The organism is Streptomyces sp. NPDC048288, assembly GCF_043201555.1.
Classification (GTDB): Bacteria; Actinomycetota; Actinomycetes; order Streptomycetales; family Streptomycetaceae; genus Streptomyces.
Genome location: NZ_JBICZD010000004.1, coordinates 53,719 through 72,251 on the forward strand (window position 1 = coordinate 53,719; position 18,533 = coordinate 72,251).

Sequence of the window (18,533 nt, forward strand, 5' to 3'; positions counted from 1 at the left end):
AGTGATGTGGACAATAGGGGAGGAATTGCCCATAGGGGGTTCCCCTGGCATGGTGGCCCCATGGCTGATCGGGGAGCGCGCGCTCCGTCTCTCCCGGACGACTGGCCCGCCCATCCGGACCACCCGATCCTGGCGCTCAACCACATGGGGACCTTCGACTGGGACCTGGACACCGGTCTGTTCCACATGGACGCCCAGGCGCACGAGGTGTTCGACCTGACCCCCGAGGAGTACGACGGGCGCCCCGAGAGCCTCGCCGTCCGGGTGCCCTCGGCGGAGTCCAGCAGGCTGGACGCGGTGGTGTCCCGGGCCATCAAGGACGGCAGCGAGAACTACGGGGCGTACTTCCGCATCCGCCGCCGCGACGGCACGCCGCGCTGGACCCACACCCAGGGCTACATCCGGCGCGACGCGACCGGCCGCCCGCGCCGGGTCGTCGGGATCGTCCGGGACGCCACCCAGGAGCTGGAGGACAGCGAGGCGCGCACGCTGCGGGCCGCCCAGGACGAGGCGCTGCGCCAGCAGACCGGCGTCGTCCAGGTGGTCACCGCCGCCCTCGCGCACGCCCGCAGCGTCCAGGAGGTCATCGACGTCCTCAAGGACACCCACGGCATCCCCAACCTGGGCGCGACCAGCCTGGTGATGGGCCTGGTCGAGGCCGGCCGGATCCGGCTGGTCGCCGAGGGGCCGGTGGGCAGCTTCGTGCCGGGCACCCGGATCACCCGGATAGACGAGCCCTACCCGATGGGCGAGGTGGTGCGGACCCTCAGCCCGCGCTTCATCGAGTCCCCCGAGGAGTTCGCCGACGGCTACCCCATACTGTGGCCGCACATCACGGAACTGCGGATCACCTCGGCCGCCTATCTGCCGCTGATCGCGCAGGCCCGCCCGATCGGCGCCATGGGCCTGCTCTACAACGACCGGCTGGGCTTCTCCGCCGAGGAACGCGCCGTGCTGGTCGCCCTCGGCAGCAGCATCGCCCAGAGCCTGCAGCGGGCCATGCTCTTCGAGCAGGAGAAGGACCTGGCCCAGGGCCTGCAGCAGGCGATGCTGCCGCGCACCATCCCCAGCGTGCGCGGCGCCGACGTCGCCGTCCGCTACCGCTCCGCGGCCGCCGGCGGCTCCCTGGGCCGGGACATCGGCGGCGACTGGTACGACCTGATCCCGCTGCCCGGCGGCCGGGTCGGCGCGGTCATCGGCGACGTCCAGGGCCACGACACCCACGCGGCGGCCGTCATGGGCCAGCTGCGCATCGTGCTGCGCGCCTACGCCGCCGAGGGGCATGCCCCGGCCACCGTGATGGCCCGCGCCTCCGTCTTCCTGGACGAGCTGGACACCGACCGGTTCGCCACCTGTCTGTACGCCGAGGCCGACCTCGCCACGGGGGTCGTCCAGGTGGTCCGTGCCGGGCACATCGACCCGCTGCTGCGGGCCGCCGACGGCGGCTGCCGCCGGGTCCCGGTGGAGGGCGGGCTGCCGCTCGGCCTGTCCGCCGAGTTCCGCAGCCTCGAATACCCCGTGTCCACCCTGGAACTCGACCCCGGCGAGACCCTGCTGCTGTGCACCGACGGGCTGGTCGAGCAGCCCGGCACCGACCTGGGCGAGGGGATGCGGGCCCTGACCGAGCAGGTCGCCGGGGGTCCGGAGGACGTACGGGACCTGGCCGACCTGCTGATCGACATCGCCGAGGACCGGGGCGGCGACGACGACGTGGCCCTGCTCCTGCTGCGCCGCCGCGGCCTGGACAGCGCGCAGGCCGTCGGGCGCCTCCAGCAGCACGTGGCCTCCGGCGACCCCGAGGCGCTCGCGCTGGCCCGGCACATGGTCCGCGCCGCCGTCCGCGCCTGGGGCGCCGAGGACCGGGCCGACGAGATCGAGCTGGTCGCCGACGAACTGATCACCAACGCGCTCATGCACACCGAGGGCTCGGCGATCGTCACGCTCCGGGTCCTCGGCGGCAGCGACCGCCGGCTCCGGGTCGAGGTCGAGGACTCCTCCAGCGCCCTGCCGCGCCGGCGCGAGGCCGGGGAGGACGGGGTGTCCGGGCGCGGGCTGCTCCTCGTCGACCAGCTCGCCGACGTGTGGGGCGTGGAGGCGCGCGGCGGCGGCAAGGCGGTGTGGTGCGAGTTCCGGATGCCGGAGAAGGGCGACGGGGACTGACCCCGCGAGCCCCGGGTGGCACTCTGGACGCATGCCCGAACTGCCCGAGGTCGAAGCGCTCAAGGACTTCCTGACCGAGAACCTGGTCGGCCACGAGGTCGTGCGCGTCCTGCCGGTCGCCATCAGTGTCCTGAAGACGTACGACCCCCCGGTCACCGCCTTCGAGGGCCGCGAGGTCGTCGCCGTGCACCGGCACGGCAAGTTCCTGGACGTCGAGGCCGACGGCGGGCTGCGGTTCGTCACCCATCTGGCCCGCGCGGGCTGGCTCCAGTGGAAGGACCGGCTGCCGGACGGTCCGCCCCGGCCCGGAAAGGGCCCGCTGGCGCTACGGGTGGCGCTGGAGACCGGTGCGGGCTTCGACCTCACCGAGGCCGGCACCCAGAAGAAGCTCGCCGTGTACGTCGTACGGGATCCGCGGGAGGTCCCGGGCATCGCCCGGCTCGGTCCCGACCCGCTCGCCGCCGACTTCGACGAGGCCCGGCTCGCCGCCCTGCTGAAGGACGAGCGGCGGCAGCTCAAGGGCGCCCTGCGCGACCAGAGCCTGATCGCCGGGGTGGGCAACGCCTACAGCGACGAGATCCTGCACGCGGCGAGGATGTCCCCGTTCAAGCTGGCGGCGTCGCTGACGCCCGAGGAGGTCCACGGGCTGTACGAGGCGCTGCGCACCACCCTCACGGAGGCGGTGGAGCGCTCCCACGGCCTGGCGGCGGGCCGGCTCAAGGCGGAGAAGAAGAGCGGGCTGCGGGTCCACGGCCGGACCGGCGAGCCCTGCCCGGTCTGCGGCGACACCATCCGCGAGGTGTCCTTCAGCGACTCCTCGCTCCAGTACTGCCCGACCTGCCAGACCGGTGGCAAGCCGCTCGCGGACCGCCGGATGTCCCGGCTGCTCAAGTAGCCGGCGGTCATTTGGGGTCGATGCTCACGAGGCGCTGCCCGTCGGCGTTGCGCACCTCGTAGTGGTCGATCTCGTCGGGGTGCATCGAGGAGCCGCCCGTCATGGTGCTCACCCGGTCGTCGTGGTCCCGCTCGGCCCAGGTGGTCACGATCTGCTCGGAGCCGTCCCGGCCGATCGCGATCAGCCGGCAGGAGCGCGGCCCGTCCGCGTCCTTCACCTGCAGTTCGATGTCGGTGCCCGAGTCGGTGTCCGCCGCCCTCACCTGCGCCCACACGCCCGACTGCGCGTCGGTGGTCGCCGCGACCTGCACGGTCGGGGCGGCGTCGTGGCCGACGTAGCTCACGATGCCGGGCCCGGCGACCGCGAACACCACCGAGGCGGCGAGGCCGTAGAGCAGCCTGCGGCGCTTGGCGCGGTGCCGGGTCGCGACCTCGGCCAGCAGCCGGTCCAGCAGTCGGGGCCCCGGCTGGGCCATGGGGTGCACGAAGCGCGGCGTGGCCCGGCGGTACAGCATCAACTGCCGTGCCGCGGGGCCGAATTCAGTCACGTGTGCCGCGCAACGAGGGCACTCCATGAGGTGGTCCTCGAAGCGGAAGGCCTCCGCCTCGTCCAGCACGCCGAGCGCGTACGCGCCGACGTCGCGATGCCTTTCCAGGGACCTCATGACGAATCCTCGTGCCGAAGGGTGGGGGTGGGGTTACTCGTTGTTCCTTGCCCCCACCCGTACGCAGTCGGCAGCCGTTTCACTCAAGCCACGTACAGAATCGTAATCAACGGATTCGGAGCGGCCGGGCCCGCGGATTGGTCCTGAATCAAAAAAGATGGATGGCGAGATGCCCGAGGGGCAGACCGAGCCGCCAGGCGGGGGTCCACACCTTCGGTCCGTCGTCCTCGCCGAAGACCGAACCGCCGCCCGGCACCGCGTCCAGATCGGGCGCGAGCAGCTCCGTCTCCTCCAGCCAGCGCCAGGCCGCCTCGGCCAGATCCAGGTCCGGTGACGGGCCGCCCGACCGGACGGCCTCGGCGCTCAATCCGTTCATACGTTCCGCGACCCACTCCTGCCACGGCTGGTCGTACGCCGTGAGCGAAAGCCAGTTCTCCAACTGGGAGACGACCCGGATGCCCGACAGTTCGCCGTCCGTGTCGGAGAGAAAGATGGTCAGCGCCAGCGCGTCACGGCCGGCCCGGAACTCGAAGGACGTCGGTGGCATGAGATCGCCTGTGCGCAGCAGCTCGTCGGCGATGTACTCGGCGTACAACCATGCCATCGGGACCGCGAGTTCCCCGCTCCCGGCCCCGTCCGTGCTCTCTTGACCTCTGTGCAGCATCCCGTCCTGCCTTCCTCCGGTGCGCGCGTGGCCCCGACCCCGGGTCCGTCCCTCTCCCGGTGCGGAACACGGATGAAGACAGCTGATTGCTCAAACACGGTCCTCAGCAAGGCGCTTTACCGAGGTTTGACCTGGCTTACGGTTTCATCGCAGGTCGGGTGCGTAACCGGGTAGGACCCGGCGCAGGGCGCGCAGCGCGTAGTAAGCGCGCGATTTCACGGTACCGGGTGGGATGCCGAGAGCCTCGGCGGCCTCCGCCACACTCGCCCCCTGGAAGTACACCAGCACCAGGACTTCACGGTGTTCGGGAGTGAGAGTCTTCACAGCCTCCCGTACGTCCAGCGCCGCGGCGGCGCGTTCGGCGTGGTCGCCGACGGCCCGGGTGTTCTCCAGCACCGCGTCGGGCACCTCGGGGGGCCGGGCCTGCCGGGCCCGGCGCGCGTCGATGGCGAGCCGCCTGCCGACCGTCAGCAGCCAGGGCCGTACGGAGTCGAAGGCGTCGGCGCGCAGCGCCTCGGGATGCTGCCAGGCGCGTACGAGCGTCTCCTGGACGAGATCCTCGGCCCGCTGCCGGTCCCCGTCGCTGAGCCGCAGCAGCAGCGCGAAGAGGGGTCGGCCGTGCTCGCGCTGGAGCGCGGCGAGCTCGTGCTCGGCGGTCGTCGTCCCGTGGGGAAGTCCGTGGGGAAGTCCGCGGGGCAGCCCTTGGGGAGGCCCATGGGAAAGGGTTGTTCCGGCCGTCATGGCCGTATGGCATCGCAGGGCCGGGCCGGGGGACAGGGGCCGCACAGGGATCTGCGGCGGACGGTCGATCGCGTCGGCGAACGGTGCGACGAACGGTCCGTCACCCCCCGTACCCGACCCGGATGGGTCAATCGGGGCGCCTGAGTTGTTTGCGGTCCCGCTCACCTTCGTACCCATTGATCTGTAAATAGGACGAGCCTTGCGACTCTGGGGTGCTCCTGATGATCAATCGCAGACGACAGGCGGCCCTGGCCCTGACCGCCCTCCTCGCCACCGCGGCCGCCTGCCAGAACCACGAGCGGCAGGAGGGCGGCGCTCCGCCCGGCCCTCCGGCCCCGTCGGTGGCGGCCGCCGGCCGCTTCACTCTCGTCGCCTCCGGTGACGTGCTGCCGCAGAAGTCCGCGATCGACCACGCGAACCTCGACGCGGGCGGCAACGGCCACGACTTCGGCCCGATGCTCGCCGGCGTCCAACCCGTGGTCTCCCGCGCCGACCTGGCGCTCTGTCACCTGGCGACCGTCTCCGGCACGGTCGGCGACGAGTCCGGCCGCACCTCGCCGCCGCAGCTCGTCCAGGCCTTGGCCACGGCCGGCTACGACGGCTGCTCCACCGCCTCCGACCGCGCCCTGGACGACGGCTTCGCCGGTGTCCAGCGCACCCTCGCCGTCATGGACCAGGTGGGCCTCAGGCACGCGGGCACCGCCCGCACCGAGTCCGAGGCGGGCACCCTCACCCTGCTGACCGCGGGCCGTGCCCGGGTCGCCCACCTCTCGTACACCTTCGACGTCAACGGCAACTCGCTGCCGCCCGGACAGCCCTGGGCGGTGAGTCTGCTCGACGAGAACCGCGTCCTCGGCGACGCCCGCGCCGCCCGGAAGGCCGGCGCCGACGTGGTCGTGGTCTCCGTGCACTGGGGCACCGAGGGCAAGGACGCCCCGGACCAGCAGCAGCTCACCCTCGCCAAGCGGCTCACCGCGTCCCGCACCGGCGGCCGCCCCGACATCGACCTGATCCTCGGCACCCACGCGCACATCCCGCAGGCGTACGAGAAGATCAACGGCACCTGGGTGGTCTACAGCCTCGGCGACCAGATCGCCGGCGAGATGTACAACAGCCAGGGCCGCCAGGACCCGCGCGGCAACGAGTCCACCCTCGCCCGCTTCACCTTCGCCCCGCCCGCCCGCCCGGGCGGCCGCTGGGAGGTGGCCAAGGCCGAGTTCATCCCGCAGCTGTACGACCTGGACGCGGGCCGGGTCGTCGACCTCAACGCGGCCATCGCCCAGGGCGCCGACTACACCGCCGCCCGCGACAGCATCCGGGACATCGTGCTCAGCCGCGGGGCCGAGAAGGACGGTCTGGTGATGGGGGAGTAGCGGACCTCACTCCACGTCCACGTGGTCGAACGTCGTCAGCAGCTGCTTCAGCACCCGCACGCACGCCGTGATCTCGGCGTCGGTCAGATCGCCGCCGACCTGCCGGTTCAGGGCGTGCTCGCGGGCGAGGACGGCGGTGATGACGGCCCGGCCCTCGTCGGTGAGCCGGATCAGGGAGGAGCGCTGGTGCGCCGGGTTGGGGGTCACCTCCGCCCAGCCGCGCGCCACCGCGTCGTTCACCGTGCGCTGCACGAACTGCCGGCTCAGCGCCATGATCCGGCCCATCTGGGGCACCGTCATGGGCTCGTACCGGCGCAGCAGGTCCAGCACGGAGCGCACGCCGACGGAGGCCCCCTCGATCTGCTCGCCCTGCTCGATCTTGCGGAAGGCGCGCCGGTAGAGCGGGCCGATCAGATCGAACACCTCGGTGATGCGGTCGCCCAGCTCGTCCGGGGGGAGGGGCTTGTCGATGTCGTTCACCCGGCCATCATGCACCCCGGTCATCATGACAACTTGGTTGTCAAAATCCCGGGAAGATGACACCTTGGTTGTCATGAATGGTGCTGCGGACCTCCGCTTCCTCCCGTCCTCCGACGGCGACCTCGCCTACCTCGACACCGGCTCCGGCGCCCCGGTGGTCCTGCTCCACTCCGGGTACGTCGACCACCGCTTCTGGCACGAGCAGATCCCGGCGCTCGCCGCCGAGTTCCGGGTGATCGCCCCGGACGTGCGCGGCCACGGCGCCTCCGCCAACGCGACCGCACCCTTCCGCTGGGCCGACGACCTCGCGGAGCTGCTGCGCCACCTGGACGCCGGGCCCGCCGTGCTCGTCGGCCTGTCCATGGGCGGCGTGATCGCCACCGACACCGTGCTGGAACACCCGGAACTGGTCCGCGCGGTGGTCACCTGCGGCGCCGTCACCGGCGACTTCCGGTACACGGACCCCTGGCACACCGCACTGCAGGCCGAGTACGCCCGCACCCTGGGCGCCGGTGACATCGAGGGCTGGCTCGACGCCTTCGTCAGGGTCGTCCCGGGCGAGCACCGCGCCCCCGACGCCGTCGACCCGGAGATCCCGCGCCGGCTGCGGGAGATGGCCCTGGGCTCGATCTCCAAGCACACTCCGGACGAGCCGGACCACCTCGTCCGGGTGACCGACTCCTGGCCCCGGGTACCGAAGATCGACGTCCCGGTGCTCGCGATCAACGGCGGCCTGGAACCCGCCGACCTGCTCGCCGCCGCCGAGCGCCTCGCCCGCGAGGTCCCGCACGGCCGCGCCGAGGTCGTCGAAGGAGCCGGCCACTATCCGAACCTGGAGCAGCCGGAGGTCTTCAACGCCCTTCTGCTCGACTTCCTGCGCGCGCTCTAACGCCCGGCCAGCCGCGACCTCTTGTACGAGTAGCCGAAATAGATCACGCAGCCGACCACGAACCAGACGGCGAACCGCACCCAGGTCTCCCACTTCAGGAACGTGATCAGCCAGACGGAGAAGACCACACCCAGCGCGGGCACGAACGGCATCCACGGCGTGCGGAAGGAGCGCGGCAGCTCCGGCTGCCGGTAGCGCAGCACGATCACCGCCACGCACACCACCACGAACGCCAGCAGGATGCCGATGTTGGTGAGCTCGGCCGCCTCGCCGATCGGCACGAACCCGGCCAGCAGCGCCGACGCCACCCCGACGATCCAGGTCACCCGGGTCGGCACGTGCCGCGTCGGGTGGGTCTTCGCGAACCACGCGGGCAGCAGCCCGTCCCGGGACATGGCGAACCACACCCGGGTCACGCCCAGCATGAACGTGAACATGACCGTGAGGATGCCGATGATCGCCCCCACCGCGATCACATCGGCGAGCCCGCTCAGCCCCACCGACTTGAACGCCGTCGAGAAGCCGCTCTCCGGGTCGATGTCCTTGTAGTTCTGCATGCCGGTCAGCACCAGACAGGCCGCCACGTACAGCACCATCGAGATCGCCAGCGAGTAGATGATCGCCTTCGGCATGTGCCGCTGGGCGTCCTTGGACTCCTCGGCCGCCGTCGACATCGCGTCGTACCCGAAGACCGCGAAGAACACCGTCGCCGCCCCGGTGAACGCGCCGCTGACACCGAAGGGGAAGAAGGGGTGGTAGTTCGCCGTGCTGATGTGGAACACGCCGACCCCGATCACCAGCAGCACCACGAGGACCTTGAGCACCACCACGAACGTCTCGAAACGGGCCGCGCTGCGGATGCCCCGGTTCAGCAGGTAGGCGATCAGCAGACAGAGCACGGCGGCGAACAGGTCCACCCGGTGGCCCGCCCCGGTGCCGGGGGCGCCCAGCATCCAGTCCGGCAGGTTCGCCCCCATCTCCTCGACCAGGAAGCCGAAGTACCCGGAGATGCCGATCGCGACCACCGCCACGATCGCCGTGTACTCCAGGAGCAGGTCCCAGCCGATGAACCAGCCCGCGAACTCGCCGAGCACCGCGTAGCCGTACGTGTACGCCGACCCCGCCTTCGGGATCAGCCCGGCGAACTCGGCGTACGACAGCGCGGCGCAGGCGCTCGCCAGACCGGCGATGAGGAAGGAGACCAGGACGGCGGGACCGGCCGTCTCGTTGGCCACCGTGCCGGCGAGGGTGAAGATGCCCGCGCCGATGATGCCGCCCACGCCGATCGCTGTGAGCTGCACCAGCCCCAGCGACCGGTCCAGCCGGGGGCCCTCGGTGACCTCCGTCTCCTCGATGTGTTCGATGGGTTTGCGACGGAGAATTCCTTCACCCATGCGGAGCTTGGCCATGTGCCTCACCTCTTCGCCGATCGCGAACGGCTGACGGCCGATCATGATGGCCCAGGCGCGTCACGGACGGAAGGCGCCACGCAAAGCCCAGTGGGGAGTCCAGGTCCCGGCGCCGGTGGGCGCCGGCCGCGCGTCGGCCAGATGGGCGCGCAGCGCGGCGAGCCCCGGATGCGGGTTGGCGGTCGACCAGAGCAGGGAGTGCGGGTAGACCGGGGTCGGATCGGCGAGCGGGATGCGGCGCAGGTCGTGGGCGTCCGGCCAGACCAGCCGGGTCCGCTCGCTCACCAGGGTCGCCAGCGTGTCGGATGCGGCGACCGCGTCCTGCACCGCCCCGGTGAAGTTGGGGCCCGAGGAGTCGATGGTGAGCCCGAACTCGGCGGCCAGCGAGGCGTAGTAGGCGGCCCACTCGGTGCCGTCGACCAGCCCCGGCATCCAGATCCGGTGCCCGGCCAGCTCCCCGGGCGAGACCGACCCGCGCCCGGCCAGGGCGTGCCCCGGGCCGGTGAGCAGCTGCACGGGCTCGTCGTACACCCGGACGGCCTCCACGCCCCTGGGCAGCGGCCGGCCGGGCATGGCGACGGCGCGGAAGGAGGCGTCGACCGATCCGGAGCGCAGGGCGGTGAGCGCCGAGTCCACGTCGAAGAGGGTGACGACGTCCAGGGCGATCTCCGGGTGCGCCTGGTGGAAGTCGCGCAGCAGCGCGGCCGGGGCCAGCCGCGCGCCGACCACGTCGACCCGCAGGGCCTGCCGCCCCGGCCGCACCGAGGCGATCGCGCGCTCCTCGGCCAGCAGCAGCTCACGGGCGTACGGCAGGAAGGTGTCGCCGTCGACGGTCAGGGCGGCGCCCCGGGCGGTCCGCACGAACAGCCGCACCCCCAGCTCCTTCTCCAGCGCCGCGATCCGCTTGGAGACCGCCTGCTGGGTGATGGCCAGGACGGCGGCGGCCTCCTGGAACTGCCCCGAGTCGGCCACGGTGACGAAGGTGCGCACTGCCCTGAGGTCCACGTCGTCACCGTACAACCCGTGGTTGTGGCAGGGCGCCCGGTAGTTGTTTGATTCGGCGGCCACCTGCACGTTTTCATGTCCCGGGTCAACGGGAGGTTGTGCATGGGACGGCGGTTCGGGTGGCTGTGGGCCGCGTACTCGGCGAGTGCGCTCGGCACCTATCTGGCCTTCGACGCGTTCTCGGTGATCGCGGTCATCGCGCTGCACGCCGGATCCGCCGAGGTGGCGCTGCTCGCCGCGACCGGGCCCGCCGTCGGCGCCGTGGCGGCGGTGCCGCTCGGGCCGTGGGTGGAGTTCCGGCGCAAGCGGCCCGTGATGATCGGCATGGACCTGCTCAGGTTCGCCGCGCTGCTCACCATCCCGGTCGCCTACGCGCTCGGCGGCCTCGGGCTCGGCCAGATGCTGCTCGTGTCCGTCGTGGTGGCGGCCGCCGACATCACCTTCAACGCGGCCTCCGGCGCCTTCCTCAAACACCTGGTCCCGGCCGACCGGCTGCTCACCGCGAACTCCCGGTTCGAGTCCACCAACTGGACCGCGCTGGTCCTCGGACCACCGCTCGGCGGCGCCGCGATCGGCCTGTTCGGGCCGGTCACCACGGTCGTCGCGAACGCGGTCAGCTTCCTGCTGTCGGCCCTCGGCATCCGGGCCGTCGGCGGCGGCGAGCCCCGCCCCCAGCCCGCCCGGGTGGAGCGGCTGCGCGCCACCGACCTGCTGGAGGGCTGGCGGCACATCCTCTCCAGCCCGGCCCTGCGGCCGCTGTTCTTCAACAGCCTCGCGGGCAACGCCCTGATCATGGTCGCCACACCGCCGCTGGCCGTCCTGATGCTCGGCACGCTGGGCTTCGCCCCCTGGCAGTACGGCCTCGCCTTCGCCGTGCCCTGCCTCGGCGGCCTCCTCGGCTCCCGGCTGGCCCGCCCGCTGGTCGCCCGGTACGGACAGCTGCGGGTCCTGCGCACCGCGGGCGTGCTGCGGGCCGTCTGGCCGGTGGGGCTGGCCTTCGTCGGGCCCGGGCTGCCCGGCCTGCTGCTGGTGATGGCCGTCGAGTTCGGGGTGATCACCAGCTCCGGTGTCTACAACCCGGTGTACGTCACCCGCCGCCTGGAGTGCACCCCGGACGACCGGGTCGCCCGCACCCTGTCCGCCTGGTCGATCACCGGCAAGGCCACCACGGCCGTCCTGACCGCGCTGTGGGGTCTGCTGGCGACGCTCACCGGCCCGCGCACCGCGATCGCCGTCGCCGGAGTCCTGCTCCTCGCGACCCCGGTGCTGCTCCTGCGGGAACCCCGAGGGGCTACGGCACCACCGTCACCGGCCACCGTCCCGCCTTCACCAGACGGATCGCGACCGAGCCGATGAAACGGTGGCCGGCCTGCTCCGAGGCGCCCACCACGACCGCGTCCGCCTTCAGTTCGTCGGCCGCCTTCACCATTCCGTTGTAGGCGTCACCGCGGAAGGTGTGGAACTCCCAGCGCACCTCGAATATCCCCTTGAGCCGCTCGGTCGCGTCCCTGATCTCGGCGACCAGGCCCTCCGCGATCTCGTCGGTCGTCTCCGCCACCGGGGCGCCGAGCGCCGCCCCGGCCGCCAGCACCGGCTGCACGTACACGATGGCCAGCAGCGCGTGCTGGCGCCGGGCCAGACCGGCGGCGTACGACGCCGCCCGCCACGAGGAGTCCGAGCCGTCCACCCCGACGACGATGACCTTGGGGCCGTCCGTGCCCCGCTCGAACTGGTGTTGTTCCGCCACGCTCCGAGGCTATCGGAATCCGCAGGTCCGGTCAGGGCCCGGGGCCTCCCGCCGGGTCAGCCGTGCGCCGTCCGGGTGCGGGCCCGGTGGGGGCTGGTCGCGCAGTTCCCCGCGCCCCTTTCAGGGGCGTCCACCTGGCGCCCCTTCAGGGGCGCGGGGAACTGCGCGAGCAACCACCCACAACCCGCACCCGGACGGCGGTCGAGGTCGCTCGACGGGCGGGCCCGCCGCCCCCTTCCTAGAGTCGGAGGCATGACTGCCGCCGCGGAGCCCGCCACCAGCAGGGAGCCGGCGGGCCCGATACGCCCGCCCCGCGGCAGGCGGTTGTCCTGGGTTCCGGAGGCCTTCGGGAGCTTCTTCGGCGCCCTCGCCCTGCTGTGCGCGCTGCTCTCCTTCGTCGCCCCGCTGCGCGTACTGCTCCGTCCGGTGGTGCACTTCCTCAACGCCGTCGTGGTGCCGGTCAGCCCCAATCTGGCCTACGCCGTCTTCCTGTTCCTGCTCGGCGGCGCCACCGCTGCCCGCAAGAAGGTCGCCTGGTGGCTGGTGGTGATCTACCTCGGCCTGCTGGTGCTGGCCGACGTCCTGACGGTCGCCTTCGGCTTCGACTGGTACTCGTTCAGCTCATTGGTGGTGTGCGGACTCGCCCTCGCCCTGCTGATCGTGGCGAGACGGGAGTTCTACGCCGCCTCCCGCAAGGCCGCCGTACGCCGGGCCCTCGGTGTCCTCGTGGTGGGGCTGCTCGTGGCGATCCTGGCCGGCTGGGGCCTGGTCTCGCTCTTCCCCGGCTCCCTCCCGCACGGCCAGCACCTGGCCTGGGCCGCCGACCGGGTCTGCGGCGGCCTGGTCTCCGGCTACAGCTACGGCGGCCGCCCGCCCCGCTTCGTCGCCTTCCTCCTCGGCCTCTTCGGCGCCCTGGCGCTGCTCAACGCCGCCGCCACCCTGTTCCGTTCGCAGCGCCTGGAGGCCGCCCTGCACGGCGACGAGGAGGCCCGCATCCGCGCCCTCCTCACGGCCTACGGCGACCGGGACTCCCTCGGTTACTTCGCCACCCGCCGCGACAAGGCCGTGGTCTTCTCGGCCAGCGGCAAGGCCGCCGTCACCTACCGCGTCGAGGCCGGCGTCTGCCTGGCCAGCGGCGACCCCGTGGGCGACCCGGAGGCCTGGCCGCACGCCGTCGCCGCCTGGCTGGACCGGGCCCGCCGGCACGCCTGGGTGCCCGCCGTGATGGGCGCCTCCGAGGACGGCGCCCGGGCCTACGTCCGCGCCGGACTCGGCGCCCTCCAGCTCGGCGACGAGGCGATCCTGCACGTCGCCGCCTTCGACCTCGGCGGCCGCGAGATGCGGGTCACCCGGCAGGCCGTCAACCGGGTCCGCCGCACCGGCGCCACCTGCCGGGTGCGCCGGCACGCCACCCTCACCGAGACGGAGATGGAGGAGGTCGTCGACAAGGCCGACGCCTGGCGCGACACCGAGACCGAGCGCGGCTTCTCCATGGCCCTGGACCGGCTCGGCGACCCCGCCGACGGCGACTGCCTGCTCGTCGAGGCCCTCGCCGAGGACGGCCGGCTGCTCGCCCTGCTCTCCTTCGTGCCCTGGGGCGGCGACGGCGTCTCCCTCGACCTGATGCGCCGTGACCGGGCCGCCCCCAACGGGGTCATGGAGTTCATGGTCGCCGACCTGTGCGCGGCCGCCCCCAAACTGGGCGTCCGCCGCGTCTCGCTGAACTTCGCCGTCTTCCGCTCGGTCTTCGAGGAGGGCGCCCGCATCGGCGCCGGTCCGGTGCTGCGGATGTGGCGCCGGCTGCTGCTGTTCTTCTCCCGCTGGTGGCAGCTGGAGGCCCTGTACCGCTCCAACGCCAAGTACCACCCCGAGTGGTACCCCCGCTTCCTCTGCTACGGCGAGGCGGGCTCCCTGGCCCGGGTCGGCCTCGCCTCCGGAATCGCCGAAGGCTTCGTCTCCGTACCGTCCTTGCGCAAACTCTGGGGAAAGGGGCACCCGAAGACCGGACCGCGGCCCGCGCTCCCCGAGGGGCCGCCGTCTTCGCCGGTGCCCGGTCCCGACGGAGGGGAGGGGGCCGGGCCCGGTGGCCGGGACAGCGAGCTGCCCGAGCAGTTCCGCGTCCGCCGCCGGACCCTGGACCGGCTGCGCGCGGCGGGCGTCGACCCCTACCCGGTGGCGACGGTACGGCCCACCCGCGCCCTCGCCGACCTGCGCGAGGGCGAGACGGCCACCGTCGCCGGACGGATCACGCTGGTCCGCGACTTCGGCGGCATCGTCTTCGCCGTGCTGCGCGACTGGTCCGGCGACCACCAGCTCGCCCTCACCCGGGACGGATCCGGTGCCGCCCTCGACCGGTTCACCGCCGACACCGACATCGGCGACCAGATCACCGCGACCGGCCGGGCCGGCGTCAGCGACCGGGGCGAGCCCACCCTCTTCGTCACCGACTGGCAGCTCACCGCCAAGTGCCTGCGCCCGCTGCCCGACAAGTACCGCGGTCTCGCCGACCCCGAGGCCAAGGTCCGCCGCCGCTATCTCGACCTCGCCACCAGCCCCGCCGCCCGGGCCGTCGTCCGGGCCCGCTCCACCGCCGTACAGGCGCTGCGCCAGGGCCTCCTGGACCGCGGCTACCTGGAGGTCGAGACCCCGATGCTCCAGCAGATCCACGGCGGCGCCAACGCCCGCCCCTTCACCACCCACATCAACGCCTACGACCTCGACCTCCACCTGCGCATCGCCCCCGAGCTCTACCTGAAGCGGCTGTGCGTCGGCGGGATGGAGAAGGTCTTCGAACTCGGCCGCACCTTCCGCAACGAGGGCGTCTCCTACAAGCACAACCCCGAGTTCACGATGCTGGAGGCCTACCAGGCGTACGCCGACTACGACGTGATGCTCGACCTGGCCCGCGAACTGGTCCAGGGCGCCGCGACCGCCGCCTTCGGCGCCCCGGTGGCCCGCAAGGACGGGCTGGAGCACGACATCTCGGGCGCCTGGCCGGTCAAGACCGTGTACGGGGCCATCTCGGAGGCGCTGGGCGAGGAGATCGGCCCCGGCACCGAACTGCTCCGGCTGCACCGGCACTGCGACCGCGTCGGGGTGCCGTACACCGGCGACGACGGGCCGGGCGACGTCGTCCTGGAGATGTACGAGCGGCTGGTGGAGGCGCGGACCGGGCTGCCCACCTTCTACAAGGACTTCCCGACCGACGTCTCCCCGCTCACCCGGCAGCACCGCACCGACCCGCGGCTCGCCGAGCGCTGGGACCTGGTCGCCTTCGGCACCGAACTCGGCACCGCCTACTCCGAGCTGACCGACCCGGTCGAACAGCGCCGCCGGCTCACCGCCCAGTCGCTGCTCGCCGCCGGCGGGGACCCCGAGGCGATGGAACTCGACGAGGACTTCCTCGACGCCCTCGAGTACGCGATGCCGCCCACCGGCGGCCTCGGCCTCGGCGTCGACCGGCTGGTCATGTTCCTCACCGGCCTGACCATCCGGGAGACGCTGCCGTTCCCGCTGGTCCGCCGCCGCTGAGCCGCCGCGGTTCGCGCGAACGGGCTGCTGAAACCTTCCGGCTCTGGGCCGTGCGAGTGCTTTCCTGCCGCCGCACCGGTGTCGATGTGGTGCGCCGGACCCCGGCCGGGCGACTGATGAGTCATGCAGAAGGATCAGTTGTTCACCCGCCGCCGGCTGCTGCTCGCCTCCGCCGCCGCACTCGGGGCCGCGGCCACCGCGGGGGTCGTGGTGGCGAGCGACGGCGAGGAGGCGGCCGGCACCGTCGCGGCCGCCGCCGGACCGCCGCCCCGCCAGGCGCTCAAGCCCTCCGCCTTCCGGCTCCAGCCGCTCACCGGATACGGGCCGCCGCCCACCACGCCGGGCAGGCTCAAGGTCCGCAAGCAACCCATCATGGAGATCGACGGCAGCGGCAAGCGCATGATGCTCACCTTCGACGACGGTCCCAACCCGAACTACACCCCGCACATCCTGGACACCCTCGCCAAGTACGACGTGCGGGCGATGTTCTTCCTGTGCGGGGAGTGCATCGTCGTGAACCGGGAGCTGGTCGCCCGGATGGCCGACGAGGGCCATGTCGTGGGCAACCACACCTGGACGCATCCGCTGCTGACCACGCTGAACCGCAGCGAGATCCGCGACGAGATGGTGAGCACCAGCGACGCCATCGAGGACACCTACGGCGAGCGGCCCCAGTGGTTCCGCGCCCCCTACGGCGCCTGGAACCGCGCGGCCTTCCAGCTCGGCGCCGAGATGGGCATGGAGCCGATGGCCTGGACCGTGGACAGCACCGACTGGACCGTCCCGGGCACCCGCACCATCGTCGACACGATCGAGAACGGCGCCGCCCCCGGTGTCGTGGTCCTCTCCCACGACGCCGGGGGCGACCGCTCGCAGAGCGTCAAGGCCCTGCGCGAGTACCTGCCCTATCTGCTGGACAACGGCTACCACCTGACCGTGCCGCGCCGCCGGGTCTGACGGGCCCCTCGCCCGCCCGGTGGCGGCCTCAGCGGACCCCCACCAGGCGGGCGAAGACCACCACGTTCCCGTCGTAGCCGTTCTGCTTCGAGAAACCGCCGCCGCAGGTGATGACCCGCAACTCCGGCGTGCCCTTGGAGCCGTAGACCCGGTCGCCCGGGAAATCGGCCTTCGCGAAGACCTCGATGCCGTAGATCTCGAACACCGCGGTCCGTCCGTCGGCGCGGTCGATCTCGACCTTGTTCCCCTTCTTCAGGGAACCGAGTCCGTAGAAGACCGCCGGGCCCTTCGTGTTGTCCACATGGCCCACGACGACGGACGTGCCCTTCTCCCCGGGCGAGACGCCCCCGTTGAACCAGCCGGCCAGATTGGGGTCGTCCGGAGGCGGCGCCGCGATCCAGCCGTCGGCGTCCAGGCCCACCGGCATCACGGGCGCGTCGACCCGGATCGAGGCGATCCTGATGTGGTTCGCCGGCGAGTAGGGGAGCGTCACGGGTGCCGTGGCGAAGGTCTCCGGGACCGTGGTACGACTGTCCGGGGCGGCCGCCGAGGCCGGCTGCGGCGGACCGGTGTCGAACTCTCCCGAGCCATTGCGGATGAGTGCCAGACCGGTCAGCAGAACCAGCGCTATCACGCCCCAAGGGGCGCGCTTTCTGCGCCGTTCCTCCTCTTCGGCCAGCTCGGAAAGTTCGGACGCGGACATTCGCCTTCCCCTCTCGACGCGGCCGTCGCGATCTCCGTGTCGCGCATGGGGAAACGCTAAGTCCCGCGCGCGCGAGCGGCGACGGGGCGACGGGCGAACGGGTGGCCCGCGCGTATTCCGGTGCGCCATCCGAGTTGCCGTTCACAGGATTTTTCTGACGGTCCGTGACCTGCGGCAATATCCGATTGTGCGCTTTTCTGACGGCGTGTCTCCTCACCAGGACGGACCATTCTCGAAATGCGGGCGTGTTCAGGGCATCTGAGGGTCTATCCGGGAGGTGCTTTCTCGCCGATCTTCCGGGGACGGTTCCCGGGGCGCCTTCCGCGGAGGAAGAGATGCGAAACTCACGTGCCCTGGCGGCCGCGTGCACAGTGGTCGCCGTACTCGGAGCCGCCGCCCCCATGGCCGTCGCGGACGGCATGGGCAACGGCGGCGGCCCGGCCAACACCCAGGCCCCGGTCGTCGGCGGGACGGGCGTCGCCCCGGGGACCGGCGTCGCCCCCGGAGTCGGCGGCGTCGGGGTCGCGCCCGGCGTCGGCGTCGGCGGTGTCGGGGTCGCCCCGGGCATCGCGGCGGTCCCCGGCGTCGTCGTTCCCGGCTTCGGCGTCGGCGGCAACGGGTTCAACAACGGCTACGGCGGACGGGGCAACGAAGGGTTCGGCGGACGGGGCAACGAAGGGTTCGGCGGACGGGGCAACGAAGGCTTCGGCGGACGGGGCAACGAAGGGTTCGGCGGGCGGGGCGGCAACGGGTTCGACAACGGCCGGGGGAACGACGGCTTCGGCGGACGCGGCAACGAGGGCTTCGACGACTTCGGCGGCCGCGGGGACGACTCGCGGTTCGACGACTTCGGCGGCCGGGGCAACGGCGTGCGCAACATCGTCGCCCAGCCGAGCGTGATCTCCAGCGGCGCGCGGCTGACCGTCACCGTCAACGGCTGCCGCAGCGGCGTCATGTCCTCCCGCGCCTTCCGCACCACGTCGCTGTTCCCGTTCGGCGGCGAGATGGCCCGCGGTGTCGCCACCATCGACCGGGACGCCCGCCCCGGCCCCTACGACCTGACGGTCCGCTGCGACAACGGCCGGACCCTGACCCGGCCGGCCGCCTTCTCCGTGCTCGGCGGGGTGCGCGGCGGGCTCGGCGGCAGCGTCTCCAACGGCGCCACCCCGGCCGACATGGCGATCGGCGGCGGGCTGGTGGGCGTGTCCGTGCTGGCCGGTTGCGGGTTCTGGCTGCGCCGTCGGCACGAGAAGCGCATCTGACCGCCGCGCGCCGTCAGCGGGTCTTCGCTCCCGTCCCCGCGGAGGGGGCCGGA

At 72.4% G+C, this 18,533-nt stretch carries 16 protein-coding genes; 8 read left to right on the forward strand and 8 right to left on the reverse strand.

Annotated elements, in window-relative coordinates:
• Nucleotides 1-60 precede the first annotated feature (60 nt).
• Both ACGFZS_RS15740 and ACGFZS_RS15745 read left to right on the forward strand, forming a co-directional pair.
• Nucleotides 61-2,160, forward strand: a complete 2,100-nt coding sequence (locus tag ACGFZS_RS15740; protein WP_393795505.1) for a SpoIIE family protein phosphatase — start codon at nucleotides 61-63, stop codon at nucleotides 2,158-2,160.
• Between the two features lie 31 nt (nucleotides 2,161-2,191).
• A complete protein-coding gene (locus ACGFZS_RS15745) occupies nucleotides 2,192-3,055 on the forward strand; it encodes an Fpg/Nei family DNA glycosylase (RefSeq protein ID WP_393795506.1) in 864 nt (287 codons plus the stop codon).
• A gap of 7 nt (nucleotides 3,056-3,062) precedes the next feature.
• Here ACGFZS_RS15745 and ACGFZS_RS15750 read toward each other — a convergent pair whose 3' ends face one another.
• The 3 genes from ACGFZS_RS15750 to ACGFZS_RS15760 all read right to left on the reverse strand — a co-directional run bounded on the left by ACGFZS_RS15750 (nucleotide 3,063) and on the right by ACGFZS_RS15760 (nucleotide 5,124).
• The gene (locus tag ACGFZS_RS15750; protein WP_393795507.1) at nucleotides 3,063-3,719 is read right to left on the reverse strand and encodes a zf-HC2 domain-containing protein; all 657 of its coding nucleotides are present in this window, start codon (nucleotides 3,717-3,719) and stop codon (nucleotides 3,063-3,065) included.
• Between the two features lie 148 nt (nucleotides 3,720-3,867).
• Nucleotides 3,868-4,383: a hypothetical protein gene (locus tag ACGFZS_RS15755; RefSeq protein ID WP_355711101.1), complete on the reverse strand. Its 516-nt coding sequence runs from the start codon at nucleotides 4,381-4,383 to the stop codon at nucleotides 3,868-3,870.
• Nucleotides 4,384-4,527: 144 nt separating this feature from the next.
• Nucleotides 4,528-5,124, reverse strand: coding sequence for a sigma-70 family RNA polymerase sigma factor (locus ACGFZS_RS15760; RefSeq protein WP_393795508.1), 597 nt, complete (start codon nucleotides 5,122-5,124; stop codon nucleotides 4,528-4,530).
• A 221-nt stretch (nucleotides 5,125-5,345) separates the two neighbouring features.
• Here ACGFZS_RS15760 and ACGFZS_RS15765 point away from each other — a divergent pair, with 221 nt between their 5' ends.
• Entirely contained in the window at nucleotides 5,346-6,497 is a 1,152-nt protein-coding gene (locus ACGFZS_RS15765) for a CapA family protein (RefSeq protein ID WP_393795509.1), read from the forward strand.
• Nucleotides 6,498-6,503: 6 nt separating this feature from the next.
• On the opposite strand, the gene ACGFZS_RS15770 is transcribed toward ACGFZS_RS15765, so the two are convergent.
• Entirely contained in the window at nucleotides 6,504-6,977 is a 474-nt protein-coding gene (locus ACGFZS_RS15770) for a MarR family winged helix-turn-helix transcriptional regulator (protein ID WP_393795510.1), read from the reverse strand.
• 73 nt (nucleotides 6,978-7,050) lie between these two features.
• Between ACGFZS_RS15770 and ACGFZS_RS15775 the strand changes: the two genes are divergently transcribed.
• Nucleotides 7,051-7,866: an alpha/beta fold hydrolase gene (locus ACGFZS_RS15775; protein ID WP_393795511.1), complete on the forward strand. Its 816-nt coding sequence runs from the start codon at nucleotides 7,051-7,053 to the stop codon at nucleotides 7,864-7,866.
• Here the strand turns inward: ACGFZS_RS15775 and ACGFZS_RS15780 are convergent.
• Nucleotides 7,863-9,275, reverse strand: a complete 1,413-nt coding sequence (locus ACGFZS_RS15780) for an amino acid permease (RefSeq protein WP_393795512.1) — start codon at nucleotides 9,273-9,275, stop codon at nucleotides 7,863-7,865. The two genes, ACGFZS_RS15775 and ACGFZS_RS15780, sit on opposite strands and share 4 nt — an antisense overlap.
• 60 nt (nucleotides 9,276-9,335) lie before the next feature.
• Entirely contained in the window at nucleotides 9,336-10,280 is a 945-nt protein-coding gene (locus tag ACGFZS_RS15785) for a LysR family transcriptional regulator (RefSeq protein WP_393795513.1), read from the reverse strand.
• Nucleotides 10,281-10,382: 102 nt separating this feature from the next.
• On the opposite strand from ACGFZS_RS15785, the gene ACGFZS_RS15790 reads away from it, so the two are divergent.
• Complete coding sequence (locus ACGFZS_RS15790; protein WP_393795514.1) at nucleotides 10,383-11,636, forward strand: MFS transporter; 1,254 nt, start codon at nucleotides 10,383-10,385, stop codon at nucleotides 11,634-11,636.
• Here ACGFZS_RS15790 and ACGFZS_RS15795 read toward each other — a convergent pair.
• Entirely contained in the window at nucleotides 11,572-12,027 is a 456-nt protein-coding gene (locus ACGFZS_RS15795) for a universal stress protein (protein ID WP_365683273.1), read from the reverse strand. The genes ACGFZS_RS15790 and ACGFZS_RS15795 overlap by 65 nt on opposite strands.
• 252 nt (nucleotides 12,028-12,279) lie before the next feature.
• Between ACGFZS_RS15795 and lysX the strand changes: the two genes are divergently transcribed.
• Both lysX and ACGFZS_RS15805 read left to right on the forward strand, forming a co-directional pair.
• The gene (gene lysX, locus ACGFZS_RS15800; RefSeq protein ID WP_393795515.1) at nucleotides 12,280-15,558 is read left to right on the forward strand and encodes a bifunctional lysylphosphatidylglycerol synthetase/lysine--tRNA ligase LysX; all 3,279 of its coding nucleotides are present in this window, start codon (nucleotides 12,280-12,282) and stop codon (nucleotides 15,556-15,558) included.
• A gap of 123 nt (nucleotides 15,559-15,681) precedes the next feature.
• The gene (locus ACGFZS_RS15805) at nucleotides 15,682-16,515 is read left to right on the forward strand and encodes a polysaccharide deacetylase family protein (RefSeq protein WP_393795516.1); all 834 of its coding nucleotides are present in this window, start codon (nucleotides 15,682-15,684) and stop codon (nucleotides 16,513-16,515) included.
• Nucleotides 16,516-16,543: 28 nt separating this feature from the next.
• Here ACGFZS_RS15805 and ACGFZS_RS15810 read toward each other — a convergent pair whose 3' ends face one another.
• Nucleotides 16,544-17,218, reverse strand: coding sequence for a class F sortase (locus ACGFZS_RS15810; protein WP_393795517.1), 675 nt, complete (start codon nucleotides 17,216-17,218; stop codon nucleotides 16,544-16,546).
• A 335-nt stretch (nucleotides 17,219-17,553) separates the two neighbouring features.
• Here ACGFZS_RS15810 and ACGFZS_RS15815 point away from each other — a divergent pair, with 335 nt between their 5' ends.
• Nucleotides 17,554-18,480 carry a hypothetical protein gene (locus ACGFZS_RS15815; RefSeq protein ID WP_393795518.1) on the forward strand — a complete coding sequence of 309 codons (927 nt, stop codon included), beginning with the start codon at nucleotides 17,554-17,556 and terminating at the stop codon, nucleotides 18,478-18,480.
• Nucleotides 18,481-18,533 lie beyond the last annotated feature (53 nt).